Source organism: Dulcicalothrix desertica PCC 7102, assembly GCF_003991905.1.
GTDB lineage: Bacteria > Cyanobacteriota > Cyanobacteriia > Cyanobacteriales > Nostocaceae > Dulcicalothrix > Dulcicalothrix desertica.
Window position 1 is genome coordinate 210,629 of sequence record NZ_RSCL01000006.1, and the last position, 15,094, is coordinate 225,722.

The 15,094-nt window shown below is 38.0% G+C and carries 13 protein-coding genes; 4 read left to right on the plus strand and 9 right to left on the minus strand.

Going from position 1 to position 15,094, the window contains the following annotated elements; translation table 11 throughout:
• The 6 genes from DSM106972_RS14555 to dacB all read right to left on the minus strand — a co-directional run bounded on the left by DSM106972_RS14555 (window position 1) and on the right by dacB (window position 7,833).
• Window positions 1–837, minus strand: coding sequence for a GAF domain-containing protein (locus tag DSM106972_RS14555; protein WP_127081383.1), 837 nt, complete (start codon window positions 835–837; stop codon window positions 1–3).
• Between the two features lie 431 nt (window positions 838–1,268).
• A complete protein-coding gene (locus DSM106972_RS14560; protein ID WP_127081384.1) occupies window positions 1,269–1,844 on the minus strand; it encodes a Uma2 family endonuclease in 576 nt (191 codons plus the stop codon).
• 93 nt (window positions 1,845–1,937) lie between these two features.
• The gene (locus tag DSM106972_RS14565; RefSeq protein ID WP_127081590.1) at window positions 1,938–2,513 is read right to left on the minus strand and encodes a Uma2 family endonuclease; all 576 of its coding nucleotides are present in this window, start codon (window positions 2,511–2,513) and stop codon (window positions 1,938–1,940) included.
• A 358-nt stretch (window positions 2,514–2,871) separates the two neighbouring features.
• Window positions 2,872–4,536, minus strand: a complete 1,665-nt coding sequence (locus DSM106972_RS14570; RefSeq protein ID WP_127081385.1) for a hybrid sensor histidine kinase/response regulator — start codon at window positions 4,534–4,536, stop codon at window positions 2,872–2,874.
• A gap of 160 nt (window positions 4,537–4,696) precedes the next feature.
• A complete protein-coding gene (gene gntT, locus DSM106972_RS14575) occupies window positions 4,697–6,055 on the minus strand; it encodes a guanitoxin biosynthesis MATE family efflux transporter GntT (protein WP_127081591.1) in 1,359 nt (452 codons plus the stop codon).
• Window positions 6,056–6,381: 326 nt separating this feature from the next.
• Window positions 6,382–7,833, minus strand: a complete 1,452-nt coding sequence (dacB, locus tag DSM106972_RS14580; protein ID WP_127081386.1) for a D-alanyl-D-alanine carboxypeptidase/D-alanyl-D-alanine endopeptidase — start codon at window positions 7,831–7,833, stop codon at window positions 6,382–6,384.
• Window positions 7,834–8,157: 324 nt separating this feature from the next.
• On the opposite strand from dacB, the gene DSM106972_RS14585 reads away from it, so the two are divergent.
• Window positions 8,158–9,093, plus strand: a complete 936-nt coding sequence (locus tag DSM106972_RS14585) for a glycosyltransferase family 2 protein (RefSeq protein ID WP_158632824.1) — start codon at window positions 8,158–8,160, stop codon at window positions 9,091–9,093.
• A gap of 69 nt (window positions 9,094–9,162) precedes the next feature.
• On the opposite strand, the gene nirD is transcribed toward DSM106972_RS14585, so the two are convergent.
• Both nirD and nirB read right to left on the minus strand, forming a co-directional pair.
• The gene (gene nirD, locus DSM106972_RS14590; protein WP_127081388.1) at window positions 9,163–9,519 is read right to left on the minus strand and encodes a nitrite reductase small subunit NirD; all 357 of its coding nucleotides are present in this window, start codon (window positions 9,517–9,519) and stop codon (window positions 9,163–9,165) included.
• A gap of 20 nt (window positions 9,520–9,539) precedes the next feature.
• Window positions 9,540–12,107: a nitrite reductase large subunit NirB gene (gene nirB, locus DSM106972_RS14595; protein ID WP_127081389.1), complete on the minus strand. Its 2,568-nt coding sequence runs from the start codon at window positions 12,105–12,107 to the stop codon at window positions 9,540–9,542.
• A 341-nt stretch (window positions 12,108–12,448) separates the two neighbouring features.
• Here nirB and DSM106972_RS14600 point away from each other — a divergent pair, with 341 nt between their 5' ends.
• Window positions 12,449–13,501: an AAA family ATPase gene (locus DSM106972_RS14600; protein WP_127081390.1), complete on the plus strand. Its 1,053-nt coding sequence runs from the start codon at window positions 12,449–12,451 to the stop codon at window positions 13,499–13,501.
• Window positions 13,501–14,169: a DUF3226 domain-containing protein gene (locus tag DSM106972_RS14605; protein WP_127081391.1), complete on the plus strand. Its 669-nt coding sequence runs from the start codon at window positions 13,501–13,503 to the stop codon at window positions 14,167–14,169. The genes DSM106972_RS14600 and DSM106972_RS14605 overlap by 1 nt, the downstream gene beginning before the upstream one ends.
• 27 nt (window positions 14,170–14,196) lie before the next feature.
• Here DSM106972_RS14605 and DSM106972_RS14610 read toward each other — a convergent pair whose 3' ends face one another.
• Window positions 14,197–14,688 carry a hypothetical protein gene (locus DSM106972_RS14610; RefSeq protein WP_127081392.1) on the minus strand — a complete coding sequence of 164 codons (492 nt, stop codon included), beginning with the start codon at window positions 14,686–14,688 and terminating at the stop codon, window positions 14,197–14,199.
• A gap of 88 nt (window positions 14,689–14,776) precedes the next feature.
• Between DSM106972_RS14610 and DSM106972_RS14615 the strand changes: the two genes are divergently transcribed.
• Window positions 14,777–14,986 carry a hypothetical protein gene (locus tag DSM106972_RS14615; protein WP_127081393.1) on the plus strand — a complete coding sequence of 70 codons (210 nt, stop codon included), beginning with the start codon at window positions 14,777–14,779 and terminating at the stop codon, window positions 14,984–14,986.
• Window positions 14,987–15,094 lie beyond the last annotated feature (108 nt).

Sequence of the window (15,094 nt, forward strand, 5' to 3'; positions counted from 1 at the left end):
TTAAGGAAGCAAAGGATGCATATGATGTGCTTTTGCAACGAGCATAGCAGTAGAAAGACGACCAGAAATAGCAACCAACAGGTTTTTAACTGCACTTGAATCAAAAGCAGTAACACAATTACTATACAAGCACATAACCCCAAGACAATCGCCCATATCCCCAATAATGGGAACTGTAATTAAAGATTTATACGGGAAACGGCGCCGTTTAGCCTTATCAAAAAAGATATATTCGGGGTTATCTGCTTGTAACTCTCCATTTTTTCTCGACAAATGCACAACGTAGCTTTTTTTATCTAAAAAAGTCAGACCTGCAATACCACGTCTAGCATTAGAACCATTTCCAATATAAAAGCGTGCTTTATCAGGACTTTCATTAGGATACTCAAGGAAAAACCAAGTAGTAAGATAATCAGGGTCAGTAGTATCAGGAGCGTATACAGCGATACCACAACCGTCTAAAAGTTGGAGGAATTCAAGAGTTTGCTCTAAAAATTCATCGAAAAAACGTTGTAAAGCTAGACTAGCATCAGGCGCCTCACATAACTTAGGCAGCAAATACCATAGAGTTTCATCAAGAGAATGAAGTTTTACAGATATTTGATGTGCGGCATGATAGCGCTGTATAACCAACAGACAAGGAAGAACCACAACAAGCCCACATAACAGCGCAGCCCACAGAGGAACTTTTATAGATATGAGAATAGGTAAAACGTGTTTAAGAGCCTCATCAGCTGTGTTTCCAATAATGCCCTGAAAAGCAAAAGCAATTAGAGTACCTATCGGTGCGATAGATATTTTTAACCAAATTGGAATTTTGGGTAGATTCAATGCCATAACGACCTGTCATAATTGGCAGCGTGACATAATACCATCGATGTAGGTATCAATACTATACTAACAACCTCTAGATAAATTTACCTGTATATATATTAATGTTGTTGCCAAATATGTTATGTGACAGAAAAGCAAAAATCACTGTTCAATTGATTTCTCACCCTAATACCTGTGTTCAATCAAGTGTTATTAACAGTACTTACACTTAGACAAACTCGACAATAATAATCTTAAAAGCTACACCAATAATGTTTATAACTCAATCACTACTTAATCATAATAAATATTTTATACAATCTAAGCCGATTACAGTTATTGTTAAGAAGTATTGTGTTGAAATCTTGACATGGAAGTTAAAACTAGTGGAGGTTGAGGCGCCTTCCGACTTAAAATTACTATACCGATAAGTAGAGACGTGATTAATCACGTCTTTACCATACAAACTGCATATCTAAAATAAACCCTGGTAACACGTCTTCTCCTGATAAAGTCGTAGGAGCATCTAATATTTCAACTTGTTGTCCTAAACGGTAAATTTCTACGCGACGATTTTTTCTATCTATTAACCAACCTAATCTAACTTTCGCTTCGATATATTCGCGCATTTTGGCTTGTGTTTCGCTCAAGCTATCAGATGGAGACATTAATTCCAATACAAAGTCAGGAGCAATGGGAGGAAATTTCTCTCGTTGTGCGTCGGTAAGTCCATTCCATCTTTCTAATTGTATCCATGATACATCTGGGGAACGGTCGGCGCCATTAGGAAGTTTAAAACAAGTAGAGGAATCAAATACTTCTCCTAATTGAGTTTGCTCGTTCCACACAACAAACCTCGTGGTTAGTTTAGCGTTACGTTTTCCTGTTTCTCCTCCTGTTGGTGGCATTATAACTAGTTTCCCCCATTGGTTACGCTCAAATTTGATATCAGGATTATCCTGACACAGTTGGTAAAATTGGTCGTCAGTCAGCTTGACTACACTGTTAAAGTCAATAGTAATGGCAGTCATGGCATCTATATTACATGTAGGCGCCTCCATTTTAACGTAGATAAGTTTTGCTTAGACCGTGAATAAGAAGTAGAGACGTGATTAATCACGTCTTTACCATACAAACTGCATATCTAGAACAAACCCTGGTAGCACGTCCTCTCCAGATAAAGTCGCAGGAGCATCTAATATTTCAACTTGTTGTCCTAAACGGTAAATTTCTACACGACGACTTTTTCTATCTATTAACCAACCTAATCTAACTTCGGCGCCCATATATTCGCGCATTTTGGCTTGTGTTTCGCTCAAGCTATCAGACGGAGACATTAATTCCAATACAAAGTCAGGAGCAATAGGGGGAAATTTCTCTCGTTGTGCGTCGGTAAGTGCATTCCACCTTTCTAATTGTATCCATGAGACATCTGGGGAACGGTCAGGACCATTAGGAAGTTTAAAACAAGTTGAAGAGTCAAATACTTCTCCTAATTTGGTTTGACGGTTCCAAATTACAAAATCAGCAATAACAGATGCATTACGTTTTCCTGTTTCTCCTCCTGTTGGTGGCATTATTACTAGTTTCCCCCATTGGTTACGCTCAAATTTGATATCAGGATTATCCTGACACAGTTGGTAAAATTGGTCGTCAGTAAGCTTGACTACACTGTTAAAGTCAATAGTAATGGCAGTCATGGCATCTATTTTACATGTATGGCGCCTCCATTTTAACGTAGATAAGTTTTGCTTAGACGCTACTTCAGGCGCCGAGTTTGCGAATAGCAAAATTCATCATACTTATTTGCTTTTCATGAAATGAAGGAGGCATCAAGCTATGAACTGTATGGTCGAGTCCATCATGCATAACATCGGTTGTTAGTGCAGAGTGGTTTATATAAGAATATAAATAGTCGCTTATGATAAGCTTTGATATGTCTGGTTAGTTAGGCGCCTTTAATTTGCTTATAGTATTAGGGACGGGCAAGGATGCCCATCCCACAAGAGATTTTGAGAAGAGACTTAGAAGATAACGACGTTTTTATGTTTTATTTATTTAAGAATGGAGAACGTTTTGTAATATAGTTAATAATTCATAAACAGTAAAAGGTTTGGGTAAAAAGCCTTGTAATTCGTTATAGTTAATTTGAGGGTTTTCTCCCATACCATCTTTACTACCGCTCATGGCAATAATAGGTACTTGGGAATTGATTTTTTGTAGAGTGATAATAGCAGTTTTTCCATCAACTGATGGCATGTGGATGTCCATTAATACTAACTTAATAGTATTTTTATATTGAACATATGAAGCGATTGCTTCCATACCGTTTCTTGCAAGTAATACTGTGTAATTATATGCTTCTAATGTTGTTTTGGTGATATCACCTATTGCAATTTCGTCGTCTACTAATAAAATTAATTCTCCGTTTCCTTTCGGTAATTCAAAGTCTTCTGTATTGAGTTGTTCGTTAGCTGTTGTAGTTGCTGGTAAGTAAACTTTAAAACAACTACCTTGATTTATTGTGCTAGATACTTCAATAAAACCACCGTGTTTTTTGATAATGCTAAACACTGTAGATAAACCTAATCCTGTACCTTTACCCACTTCTTTTGTTGTGAAAAAGGGGTCAAATATTTTTTCAATAATGTCTGGAGGTATACCTGTACCTGTATCACTAACGCTGACGACGACATAAGCTCCTATTTGTGCTTCCGGATTTGTGGCATTATAAGTTTCATCAATATATATATTAGTGGCAGATAGATTTAAAGTACCGCCATTGGGCATTGCATCGCGGGCATTTATAACTAAGTTCATAAACACCTGATGTAGTTGTGTTGCATTAGCGTTTACCGTCCAAAGGTTATAATTAATATTTTTTTCAAGTTCAATAAATTTTGGAAATGTACTTTTAATTACTTTTTCAATATCTAATAGTAAATGCTTAACTTGTAACATTAGACGTTTGTCTTCTGTTCCTCTGGCAAACGAAAGAATTTGTTGGACTAAATCGGCGCCACGTCTTGTGCTGGTTTCCAAAATATTGAGATAATGCCGATTGCGGTCGCTTAAATTGGCAATAGTCACTGGTAACAGTTGAGCGGTGGCCAGAATTGGTGTGAGAATATTGTTGAGGTCATGAGCAATACCGCTAGCGAGAATACCAAGGTTTTCTAACCTCTGAGCGCGTAAAAATTGGGTTTCTAGTTGTTTTTTCTCGGTAATATCAATAATTATCCCTACCATTCGCATTGCTTGTCCTACGTCGTTGTAATAAATACGACCACGACTAGTTACCCAATGTAAGCTACCGTTGGGATGGATGATACGATACTCTTGTTCCCAGTTGCGCTTTTGGGCAATTGCTGCTTGTAACTGCATTTCAACTTGGGGTAAATCTTCAGGATGTACCCGGTTTGCCCATTCTGCGTAGCTGCGCTGTGGTGTACCTGGTGTATAGCCTAAAATAATTTCGTGATACGGTGTCCAGATGGTTTCATTCGTAGGAATATCCCAATCCCAAATTCCCATTTGCACTGCATCTAACGCTAGGGTTAAACGTTCGTTAAAAGCTTGTACTTTTTGCTCGCTTTCTTTTAATGCCTTTTCTGCTTGTTGACGTTGACGATTATTTTCTGCTTCTCGTAATGAGCGCTCTATGGCAGGTATTAATCGTTTTAAACGACCTTTGCTGACAAAATCATTAGCTCCTGCTTGCATCGCAGTTACGGCGATTTCTTCATCCAGAACCGCAGAGATAACAATTAAGGGTTAACTCCGATGAAAAAGCCTTTTGAAAACATAGGCAAAACTTAGAAACCAGGTTTCTTGCTTGACAATAGCACAGGCGCCGATACCTGTGCTAAAGATTTAATTACATTTACGCACTGTGAACACCTTCTGTTGAAAGTTGGTTAAAGGCGCCGATAGTGCGAGGAAGATTTATACTAAGTGCCAATGTGATAGTTAGCATGTACGATACAAGACCAAGCCATAATATATGATTATTGTGGTAGTACCAAGCGGTAAACGCTAGAGGAAGGAAACCAAAGAAGAAAGCAATTAAAACAGCGTTGCGTAAAGTGGCGCCTTCTTTCAAGCCAATGAAATATCCTTCTAACATAAAAGCAATAGACGTAAATCCTAATAAAGGCAGTAACCAAATAGTGTAAGTGTTAATGTGTTGGCTAACTTCGGTATGATTGGTTAATAGTCCAAATATTCTATCAGGGAATATTACCGATACAATTGCAATTACAAAAGCTATTAACAAACTAGTCATGATTGAAACAGTCAGCAAAGGTAGTAGCTTTTGTGTATCGCCTTTGCCTTTGAAGTTACCAGTTAAAGTTTGAGCCGTCATTCCTACACCTTGAATAGTAAACTGGCTCAACAAAGCAATTTGGAGAATCAAACCGTTTTCAGCTAAAACAGTTGTCCCCATAGATGCACTTATATTAGTAAAAATGGCATAAGCAGAAATCAAAGCCAAAAAACGAATCAAAATATTACTTTTGAGTACGACTGTATCTTTAAGTGCAGCCCAATCAAAAACTTCTTTTACAGCATTTGGTAGTATTTGCCATTGAATAGTAAAGCATAAGCAAATCAAAGCAGTTATCAACGCTAAATATTGACTCGCTGCTGTCGCAAGTCCGGCGCCCATACTTTCCCAACCGAACTTATTAATCATTAAATAATCTAGGGCAACATTTGAGCCATTACCCATAATAGACATAAACAGCACAATGCCATTCATCTCACGTCCCAAAAACCAACCGATAAGAACAAAATTTAGTAAAACAGCAGGCGCCCCCCAAATGCGCGCGCAAAAATAATCAACTCCCGACGCTTCAATTTCTGGAGAACCGCTCAAAATTGCAAAACCCAACTTTTGTAAAGGATATTGCAGTAATACAATTAGCACACCTATTGTCAACGCTACCAAACCGCTTCGCAAAAGAGCAAGTAACACACCCTTCGAGTCATCAAGTCCTACAGCTTGGGCAGTTAGTGCGTTAGTGCTAGTACGGAGAAACTTCAACACGCGGTAAAGATAGTCAAACAAGATAGTAGCTAGAACCACTCCAGCCAAGTGACGAATATCAGCCAAGTGTCCCAAAAAGGCAATATCAACAATCCCAGCTAGCGGTACCATCATATTCGACAGTGCGCTAACGCTGGCAAGCCGATAAAAACGAGGCAAAAAACTATATTGTACTGGGAGCGTCAACGCCATATCATCAAAAGCCTCAAAATTAGGACTTAGTTTAAATTTCTTTAACATTAAACCTTTTTTGCCTAACTTTCTAGCAACTACTGAACTTTCGCTCCATATCGTAGGTTGGGTGGAGGAACGGAACCCAACTTATTCAGGAATAGTAGCTTACACACGTGTATAAGTATAAAAACCTAAAATACTGTAATCGTAAAAAATCTAATAACACAACAGCTATTGATACAGTTATAAAGATATGTTGGTTCAGTATCTTGAATAATAAGAGAGTATTAGGACGGGCAGGGATGCCCGTTCCACAAGTCCACAAGATGGTTAATTTAATTTTTTTAACAACGTCTTAGTTGTGTCATTGTTACTACCATTTCATCGACAGCTTGGCGTAAAACTCTGGCAGGTTGTTCGGTTTGATTTACTATTACGCTGAATACTAAGGGTTCGTAGTTAGGTGTAGTTATATAGCCAGATAAGGAAACAACACCTCCTACTGTTCCTGTTTTTGCTATAACTATACCTTCTGCGGGTGTACCGCGAAACCTATTTTTAAGGGTGCCTGTTCTACCTGCTATAGGTAATGATGCACGAAATACAGATGCAGTCGGCGCCTTTGCCATTCCTTGTAATACTTGTACTAATGCTTCGGGACTAATTAAGTTTTTGCGTGATAAACCAGAACCGTCAACGATGAAGTAACTAGTTGGGTTAACTCGAAGTTGCGTTAAAGTTGTTTTGAGAACCTCTAACCCTAAAGCTGATGTTGTTTGTCCTGGTTTTCGAGTTTGTCTAACAGCTAATGCATTCAATAAAGACTCTGCATATAAATTATTACTGTCTACATTTGTTTTTGCTGCTAGTTCACCCATAGTCGGTGACTGAATAGCTGCTACTTCTAGTTGACTGGCGCCGCCTACTTCAACAGCAGTTTCTCCTAAAGTTATTCCTTCACTCGCTAAAGCCACACGAAAGCGACGTAAGAAAAAGAAATTTGGGTCAACCACAGGTAAAGTAACAGCAAACGGGTTTGCATTTGCAGCAAGCTGTCCCTGAATTTTTAGCACATTTCCTGATAAGTCGCGCGTTACATTCAGGTTAGTTTCTTGGTTGTTTGCAACTGTCACCGACTGGTTAAGTATTCGCCATATGCGTGCTTCGTTAGGGTCTATCCAGTTAATTTGTAGCGGTCTACCTACAGCTTGCGGCGCCAGTCTAATAGTAAATGCATTTTCATTCACTACAAAACTACCAAAAGCGGCGCCATAGTCTGACTGTACATCTTCCCATTGCCAACTTGGTACTACAACGTCACCTTGAACATAGCTATCATCAGCAATTAATTTATTAATTTTAGTAATACCTTTAGCTTTGAGTTGTTTCGCTAACGCTGTTAACTGTGCATCAGTAATACTTGGGTCGCCTCTACCCACAACTCGCAACACACCATTCGCTTCTTGGTAAACTGAAGTGCGAATTCTAAAATTGGCGCCTAGCTGTTGTAAAGCCGCTGCCGTAGTTAGTAACTTAGTATTAGAAGCAGGAGTAAACAACTTGTTGGCATCACGGTTATATAACGTTTGCCCATTCAAATTTTGCACTAACAAACCCCACCGCACCCTATTAAACAACGGACGGTTAACAACAACATCAAGATTAGATGCAAGTTGCGCTGGACAAATAGTTCTAGGGGTTGGGGTTGGAGTTGGTGTTTGCGCTTGGACAACAGGAACAGTATTTAATTGGGCGCCGAGTAATAACAGTAGAATTGTACGAACACCTTTAGACATAAAAATTACTTAAGAACAAAAATATTTAGCCAAATATATTTAACTACCAGTTAAGGCTACGCAGACGCAAAAAGTGATTTCAATGTTCCTTTCGAGAGTCTATTGAATGGCACCATTAGAAAAACGCTTACGTAGTTTACTAGTTATATTTGTTGCTAATAAATATAAATAATTACGCAATTACGGCTATGTATGAAAAAATTAAGTATTATTACTTAGAATTTTTAAGTTCATTAAAAGAAACACTCCATATGTTACTTCTTGGGAATTTTGGGGAATCATCTAAATATGATATTCAATTGGAAATATAACCCACAAAATCACATGAAAAAACCACTTGTGTCAATTGTTATCTCAACCTACAATCGTACCTCAAGTCTAAATAAATATTGTTTCCCTGGATTAACCCAACTTACCTACCCAAACTACGAGATTATTGTTGTCAATGATGGTTCCACAGATGAAACGCAAACTTTTCTTGACAGTTGTGTAGATGAAATGAATAACCTACTAGTTATTCATAATAAGAAGAACCAAGGGACATGTTTTTCGAGAAATATCGGTGTTGCTAATGCTAAAGGTGAGATTATAGTATTCAGCGATGATGATGTAAGGTTGCATCCAGACTGCCTTGATGAGTTAGTCAAGGTATACGAAAATGACTTAGATGTAATGGCGATTTGGGGATGTGTTTACGAATATGGTGGTTCCTGGAAAGAGGGAACAAAAACATTTGGCTCAGGTAGTCTTATGTCATTTCGACAATTGGTTTTTAACAACTTCCGTTTTGATACAAATCTTCGTTACTTTAAGACTAATAGTTGTGATGAACATGAATTTATGCGCCGAATTCAAAGACATGGTTTAAAAATTATTAAGGTAGAGACTGCAAAAGCAGACCATTTCCATGCTCCCTCAAAGGATAGAAGTTGGAGATGGGTTGGAGGAGATTTGAATTTTCTTTATGAAAATTTGAAATCAGGCTCTGTTATTGAGTATTATCTATGTTTTTTGATGGGAATTATATTGACCTTCAAAGAGTTAGTGACAAAAGAGAAGCCATCTGAAAAATGGTATAAACATATGTATAAAGAAATGTTTCAAACACCTAAACGGCTTTTTGCCATGTTAAACGAACGCCAGTTTTCTATAGCAATTAAATGGCTATTTTATACTCTAGTAGATATCCCATTGCGAGCAAAGACAAAGGGTATAATTGAGTCGATTGCTAGAACTCATAGCAAAACATGGCCTGTATAACAGAGGCGCAGAGGGCACAGAGATACATGCTCTACCTCTCTGTGTACTCCGTGTCTCTGTGGTAAAAAGCTATGCTACGCTAACCATTACTTGACCATCAACAACTTTAGTTGGAAACGTGCGAACGCTGATTGCTTCGTTATCTAAACATTTACCTGTAGTTAAATTGAAGTTTTGTTTGTAGATAGGAGAAGCTACTTTGGGAACACCGTTACGGTCGCCAATAATTCCTCTAGATAAAACGTATGTTTTACTAAAGGGGTCGTAGTTGCAAATAGCATAAGTTTCTTCGGTGTTTCCTATTCTGAATATTGCTATTTGTTTACCTTTAAGTAATGCACATACTCCTGTATTCGGAATGATTTGTTCAAGTGAGCAAACGGTTATCCATTGCGTTGTTTGTTGGTTTGATGCAGTTTGAAGCATAGGTTTAGATATTGGGGGGATTAAATTAATACTGTTCTTTCTTCTTGACTGGCAGGGCGCCGTTGTTCTCTTTCTTCGACGTATACTAAATTGGGGTCAGTATCATCGGTGTTAATAAAGTGACGGAAGCGCGCGATTTTTGCAGGGTCTTCAATAGTTGCTTTCCATTCACAAGCATAAGTTTCGACGTGATGCGCCATTTCTGACTCAAGTTCGGCACATATTCCCAAAGAGTCTTCGATAACTACTTCTTTGAGATATTCAATACCACCTTCTAACTTATTAAACCAAGTCGCAGTACGTTCTAAACGGTTTGCAGTGCGTATATAGAACATTAGAAAACGGTCTATATATTTAATTAAAGTTTCGTCGTCTAAGTCTGCTGCTAAAAGTTGAGCATGTTGTGGTTTCATACCACCGTTACCACACACATAAAGGTTCCAACCGTTTTCTGTCGCTATAACTCCAAAGTCTTTACTTTGCGCTTCTGCACATTCGCGCGTACAACCAGAAACAGCACTCTTTAATTTGTGCGGCGCCCGTAATCCGCGATATCTTAATTCTAATTTAATAGACATCCCTACAGAATCTTGGACACCAAATCTACACCAAGTGCTACCAACACAAGATTTTACGGTTCGTAATGCTTTACCATAAGCATGACCCGATTCAAAACCAGCATCTACTAAACGCTTCCAAATGTGGGGTAATTGGTCTACTCTGGCGCCGAACATATCTATACGCTGGGCGCCTGTTATTTTGGTATATAGTCCAAAGTCTTTTGCAATTTGACCCAGAATAATTAAACCATCTGGTGTAATTTCTCCTCCTGGAATGCGAGGAATTACTGAATAAGAACCATCTTTTTGGATGTTGGCAAGGAAAGCATCGTTAGTATCTTGGAGTCCGGCGTGAGGTGGGTTGAGAATATAATCATTCCAAGCGGAAGCAAGAATTGATGCAACGGCAGGTTTACAAATTTCGCATCCTTTACCTTTACCGTGGTTATGTAATAATTCATCAAATGTGATAATTTTTTGACTACGAACAAGGTGATATAATTCCTGTCTAGAATATGCAAAATGTTCGCACAAGTGATTTTTGACTTCAACTCCAGCTTTCTTTAACTCGTCTTTTAATAAATCTGTCACCAACGGTACACAACCACCGCATCCTGTTCCAGCTTGCGTACATTGCTTAACGGCGCCTATATCCATTAACTTTTGGTCGCGTATTGCACTGCAAATGGCGCCTTTACTAACGTTATTACACGAACAAATTTGGGCAGTATCAGGTAAACTTTCTACGCCAAATGAAGCTTTGCTAGCTGTACGCTGTGGCAATATTAAATCTTCTGGATGTTGTGGTAGAGGTATTTGATTCTGCACCATTTGGAGTAGCATTCCATACGCAGAAGCGTCACCAACTAATATCCCACCTAGTAAATAAGTACCTTCAGAGTTAATAACTAACTTTTTATAAGTCCCCTCAACTGCGTTTTGAATAACTATTTCTTGTGAACCAGGTGTTTTAGCAAACGCATCTCCAAAACTAGCGACATCTACACCTAGTAATTTTAACTTGGTTGACATGTCGGCGCCTGTGAAGCGGTTCTGGTTCTCACTAAAGTGAGTATTACGAACACGCGCACACACACGCACATGGTCTGCCGCAACTTCTGCCATCTTGTAACCCGGCGCTACTAAACCGTAAATTCTATTTTGGTAAAGCGCGCATTCTCCAATAGCGTAAATATCATTATCAGAGGTTTGGCAAAAATCATTAATAACAATTCCACCACGTGTACCAACTTCCAATTCGCAAGATGAAGCTAATTCATCACGGGGACGAATACCTGCTGAAAACACAATCATGTCAGTTTGCAACTCAGAACCATCGGCAAACAGCATTTTGTGAACTTTACCTTGTTCGCTGACAATTTCAGTAGTAGATTTGCTCGTGTGAATGCTCACTCCTAAATCTTCAATGCGTTTTCGGAGTACACTTCCACCTCCATCATCAACCTGAACAGGCATCAAACGCGGCATAAACTCAACTACATGAGTTTCAACTCCCAGGTTTTTTAAAGCATTCGCACACTCTAAACCAAGTAATCCACCACCAACAACTACCCCAACTTTGCAGTTTTTACCGTAGTTAGCAATTGCCTCTAAATCTTCTATAGTTCGATAAACGAACGTTCCTTCGGTATCTTGTCCTTTTATGGGAGGTACAAATGGGTATGAACCAGTAGCAATAACTAATTTGTCGTAAGTTAAACTAACACCGTTCTGAGAAACAACTTGTTTATTCGCGCGGTCTATGGAAACTACTTTGTCACCAATATAAATTTTGACATTATTATCTTGATAAAAGCCAGGTTCAACCAAAGTCAGGTCTGCGGCACTTTTACCAGAAAAAAAGCTGCTGAGGTTAACCCGGTCATAAGCAACGCGCGGTTCCTCGCAAAAAGTTATTAAATTCCAATTTGCAGTGGCACCCTCTCTTCGGTTAGATTCTATCATCCGTTCCAAAAACCTGTGACCGACCATGCCATTGCCAATCACGATTAAATTCTTTTTACCCATACCAAATTATTTATGCTCTTATACGCTCCTTTTGTTAGCGTAAAAAATTAGGAGCTTTAAATCGTAGCGATTGATACGGAATCTCATTCTTAATCCGGATTGTGCATTTAGATGATTCTATTTACACATCTATCAAAAGTTATATAATGAATTATTAATTTTTATAACAGATTATGTAGAATAGGCATCTTGCCTGTTCGTAAAGCTCATGTTATGTTTTTTACCAATCCTGCAATTATATCCTTTCAAAAATTTATAACCAGGCAGTATTACGGCGCCTGGGTAAGGGAACACCATTAAAATAGGAGATAATATAAGCGCAGAACGGCGCCGAGGATTTAATGTTAAATGACCTGACAGTACAAAACTATCGCTGCTTCAAGGATTTACACATCAACGATTTTGCGAGAGTAAATCTGCTGGTTGGCATGAATAACAGTGGTAAAACCAGCTTGTTAGAAGCTATATATTTATTAGTTAATCAAGATGACGTTCATCGGTCTTTAATTGAACTGCTTCAGAATCGTGTTGAAACTGATAAACTTCCCGTTTTAAGTGGGGATGGGAATCAATATCAATTATCTCAGTACTTAAGCGAAGAAGTTCGTAATTTGTTTTACGGTTTTGAATCAAATGATAATCAAGATATCTTGATTAAGTCATCGAATCAAGATTTATCATTTAGTATACGCAAAATAAGTCATAAAAATATTTTTAATCAAAACAGTTTTGAAATTATTTGCTCGGACGGTTCTAATAGTCCAATCAAAATTAATCTCTTAGCTGATGGAACTGTTGTTAAACAAGATAATTTGCCAATTCTCCCTAAGAAACCAAGCTTATTATTAGCAAGCAGTAATCTAAATTTTCAGAAATTATCTGAGTTATGGAACAGTATTTTACTTACACCCAAAGAAAATAAGGTTGTTTCAGCGCTGCAAATTTTAGAACCAGCAGTTAGAAGAGTTGGCTTTACTAGTTATCCAAATTATCACTCTAGTATTCTTCTCAAACTCGATACTTACCCTCAACCAATTCCATTAATTAGTATGGGTGAAGGAATGCGGCGTATTTTGGCGATAGCAATGGCATCAGTAACGGTAGAAAATGGATTTTTACTAATAGATGAAATTGAAACAGGTCTACATTATGAAGCTCAAAGCCAAATGTGGCACTTTCTACTTGAGATAGCAAAAGAGCTTAATATTCAGATATTCGCAACTACTCATAGTTGGGACTGTATAGCCTCTTTTCAGGAAGCATTAGCTCCATTAGAAGATAGTTCAATTGGAAAATTGTTTCGCTTGAGTCGTCAAGAGGAAAATATACGAGTGGTTGAATATAATAGCAAGGAATTATCAATTGCCGTCCGCCAAAGTATCGAGGTGCGTTAATGCCAAAAGCATCAAAACCACCTAAAATAAAACCTCAACAATTACTAGTTGAAGGCAAAAACGACCGCCATGTAATCTGGGCTTTATGCGAGAAACATCAATTACCAGAAACTTTTTCTGTGGAAGTACCTAAGGAAGAAGACTATGGACAAGGTATCGAAGCTGTTTTAGCTGAAATACCAATTCGTTTGAAGCAAGAAAACTTCCGTACATTAGGAATTGTAATTGATGCAGACCAAGATTTAGCCGCACGCTGGCAGTCAGTATCTTCTCGTTTAAATGCGAATGGTTATCAAAATATTCCAAAAGCACCACCATTAGAAGGTTGGGTTTATACAGAAACAGCAGCAACAAATTTACCAAAAGTAGGAGTTTGGCTAATGCCAGATAACCAACTACCTGGAATGTTGGAAAATTTTGTAGCTCGACTAATATTAGAAGATGATGGACTACTTACAAAAGCTGAGTTATTTTTACACGACATTGAACAGGCTGGTTTAAACCGTTACACTTTAATTCATAATCCCAAGGCTTTGATACATACTTGGCTCGCTTGTCAACAAACACCAGGAATGCCTATGGGACAAGCTATAACTTCACAAGTATTAAGTTATAATTCGCCCCTAGCATTAGTTTTTGTTGAGTGGTTACGGCGCCTATTTTATTGAATCTAAAATATGAATTATTGAGCATCTTTATTGATTCGCCAATTTCTGTTGCATTATTTGCTTTGCAATTTCGTAATCCTGATTAATCAAATAGCAGAAATGATAGTAAGAAGCTAAATAAAAATTACAGCCAAATTTTTCATAACGGTCAGCAACAGCCAAAAAACCGTATCTTGCACCCCATTCATCTGTAAACCAATCTTCGTGAAAAGAGTCATGCAAATATAGTGTTACCGTTTTGTTATCAGCACTAGGAATCAAGCGAATTAATGCAATATTGGGATGATGAGAACGGCTAACAGGTAAAAGTATGTCAAAACCATTAAAATTGATAAAATCAGCTAAATCATCTTCACTCATCTCAGAGTATGAAGGACGTTCTTCTGGTAAAGCAATAAAATGCTGCCAACGCATCCAAAATTCATGCTTGGCATCAAATCCAGGGTCAATATCTAACCGCCAGTTGTCTTCTTGAGAAAGGTCTTCAATTACTTGCTTTGGTAACTCTGCTAATTTCATTTTTCAATTACCTCAACAAATATCAATATTTTAACAAGTTTTTAGATAACGTATTTAAAATAGAAGAGAATAAAGGAGCCGCACTTGCATGGCTAGATTGAAAGGACAGTTTCAAGCAATGCTAGGGCAGACGCTCACTTCGCTTGCTAGAGTAGCGTTAGCACAAGACAATAAGCTATCACCGCTAATAGATACCCTCTTATTTACGTGCAGCAATAGTAGAAAGTTTGAATTACTGGTTGAGCAGGATACAGTCAAGTTTGAGGAACTATCGGCTCTTCCGTACTTGGCGTGCTAAATGTATTGATAAAATAGCTTGAAAATCTTGCTATGCCTATCTTGCAGCCATTATTACCTTTGTAAAAAATAAAATTCCCAAAATTTCAACTATAAGTGCCTGTAAGCC

Bases quoted from the DNA above. Each gene is read 5' to 3' on its own strand.
- DSM106972_RS14555 (WP_127081383.1), bottom strand. From the start codon at position 837: ATGGCATTGAATCTACCCAAAATTCCAATTTGGTTAAAAATATCTATC.
- DSM106972_RS14560 (WP_127081384.1), bottom strand. From the start codon at position 1,844: ATGACTGCCATTACTATTGACTTTAACAGTGTAGTCAAGCTGACTGAC.
- DSM106972_RS14565 (WP_127081590.1), bottom strand. From the start codon at position 2,513: ATGACTGCCATTACTATTGACTTTAACAGTGTAGTCAAGCTTACTGAC.
- DSM106972_RS14570 (WP_127081385.1), bottom strand. From the start codon at position 4,536: ATGCAAGCAGGAGCTAATGATTTTGTCAGCAAAGGTCGTTTAAAACGA.
- gntT (WP_127081591.1), bottom strand. From the start codon at position 6,055: ATGGCGTTGACGCTCCCAGTACAATATAGTTTTTTGCCTCGTTTTTAT.
- dacB (WP_127081386.1), bottom strand. From the start codon at position 7,833: ATGTCTAAAGGTGTTCGTACAATTCTACTGTTATTACTCGGCGCCCAA.
- DSM106972_RS14585 (WP_158632824.1), top strand. From the start codon at position 8,158: ATGAAAAAACCACTTGTGTCAATTGTTATCTCAACCTACAATCGTACC.
- nirD (WP_127081388.1), bottom strand. From the start codon at position 9,519: ATGCTTCAAACTGCATCAAACCAACAAACAACGCAATGGATAACCGTT.
- nirB (WP_127081389.1), bottom strand. From the start codon at position 12,107: ATGGGTAAAAAGAATTTAATCGTGATTGGCAATGGCATGGTCGGTCAC.
- DSM106972_RS14600 (WP_127081390.1), top strand. From the start codon at position 12,449: ATGTTAAATGACCTGACAGTACAAAACTATCGCTGCTTCAAGGATTTA.
- DSM106972_RS14605 (WP_127081391.1), top strand. From the start codon at position 13,501: ATGCCAAAAGCATCAAAACCACCTAAAATAAAACCTCAACAATTACTA.
- DSM106972_RS14610 (WP_127081392.1), bottom strand. From the start codon at position 14,688: ATGAAATTAGCAGAGTTACCAAAGCAAGTAATTGAAGACCTTTCTCAA.
- DSM106972_RS14615 (WP_127081393.1), top strand. From the start codon at position 14,777: ATGGCTAGATTGAAAGGACAGTTTCAAGCAATGCTAGGGCAGACGCTC.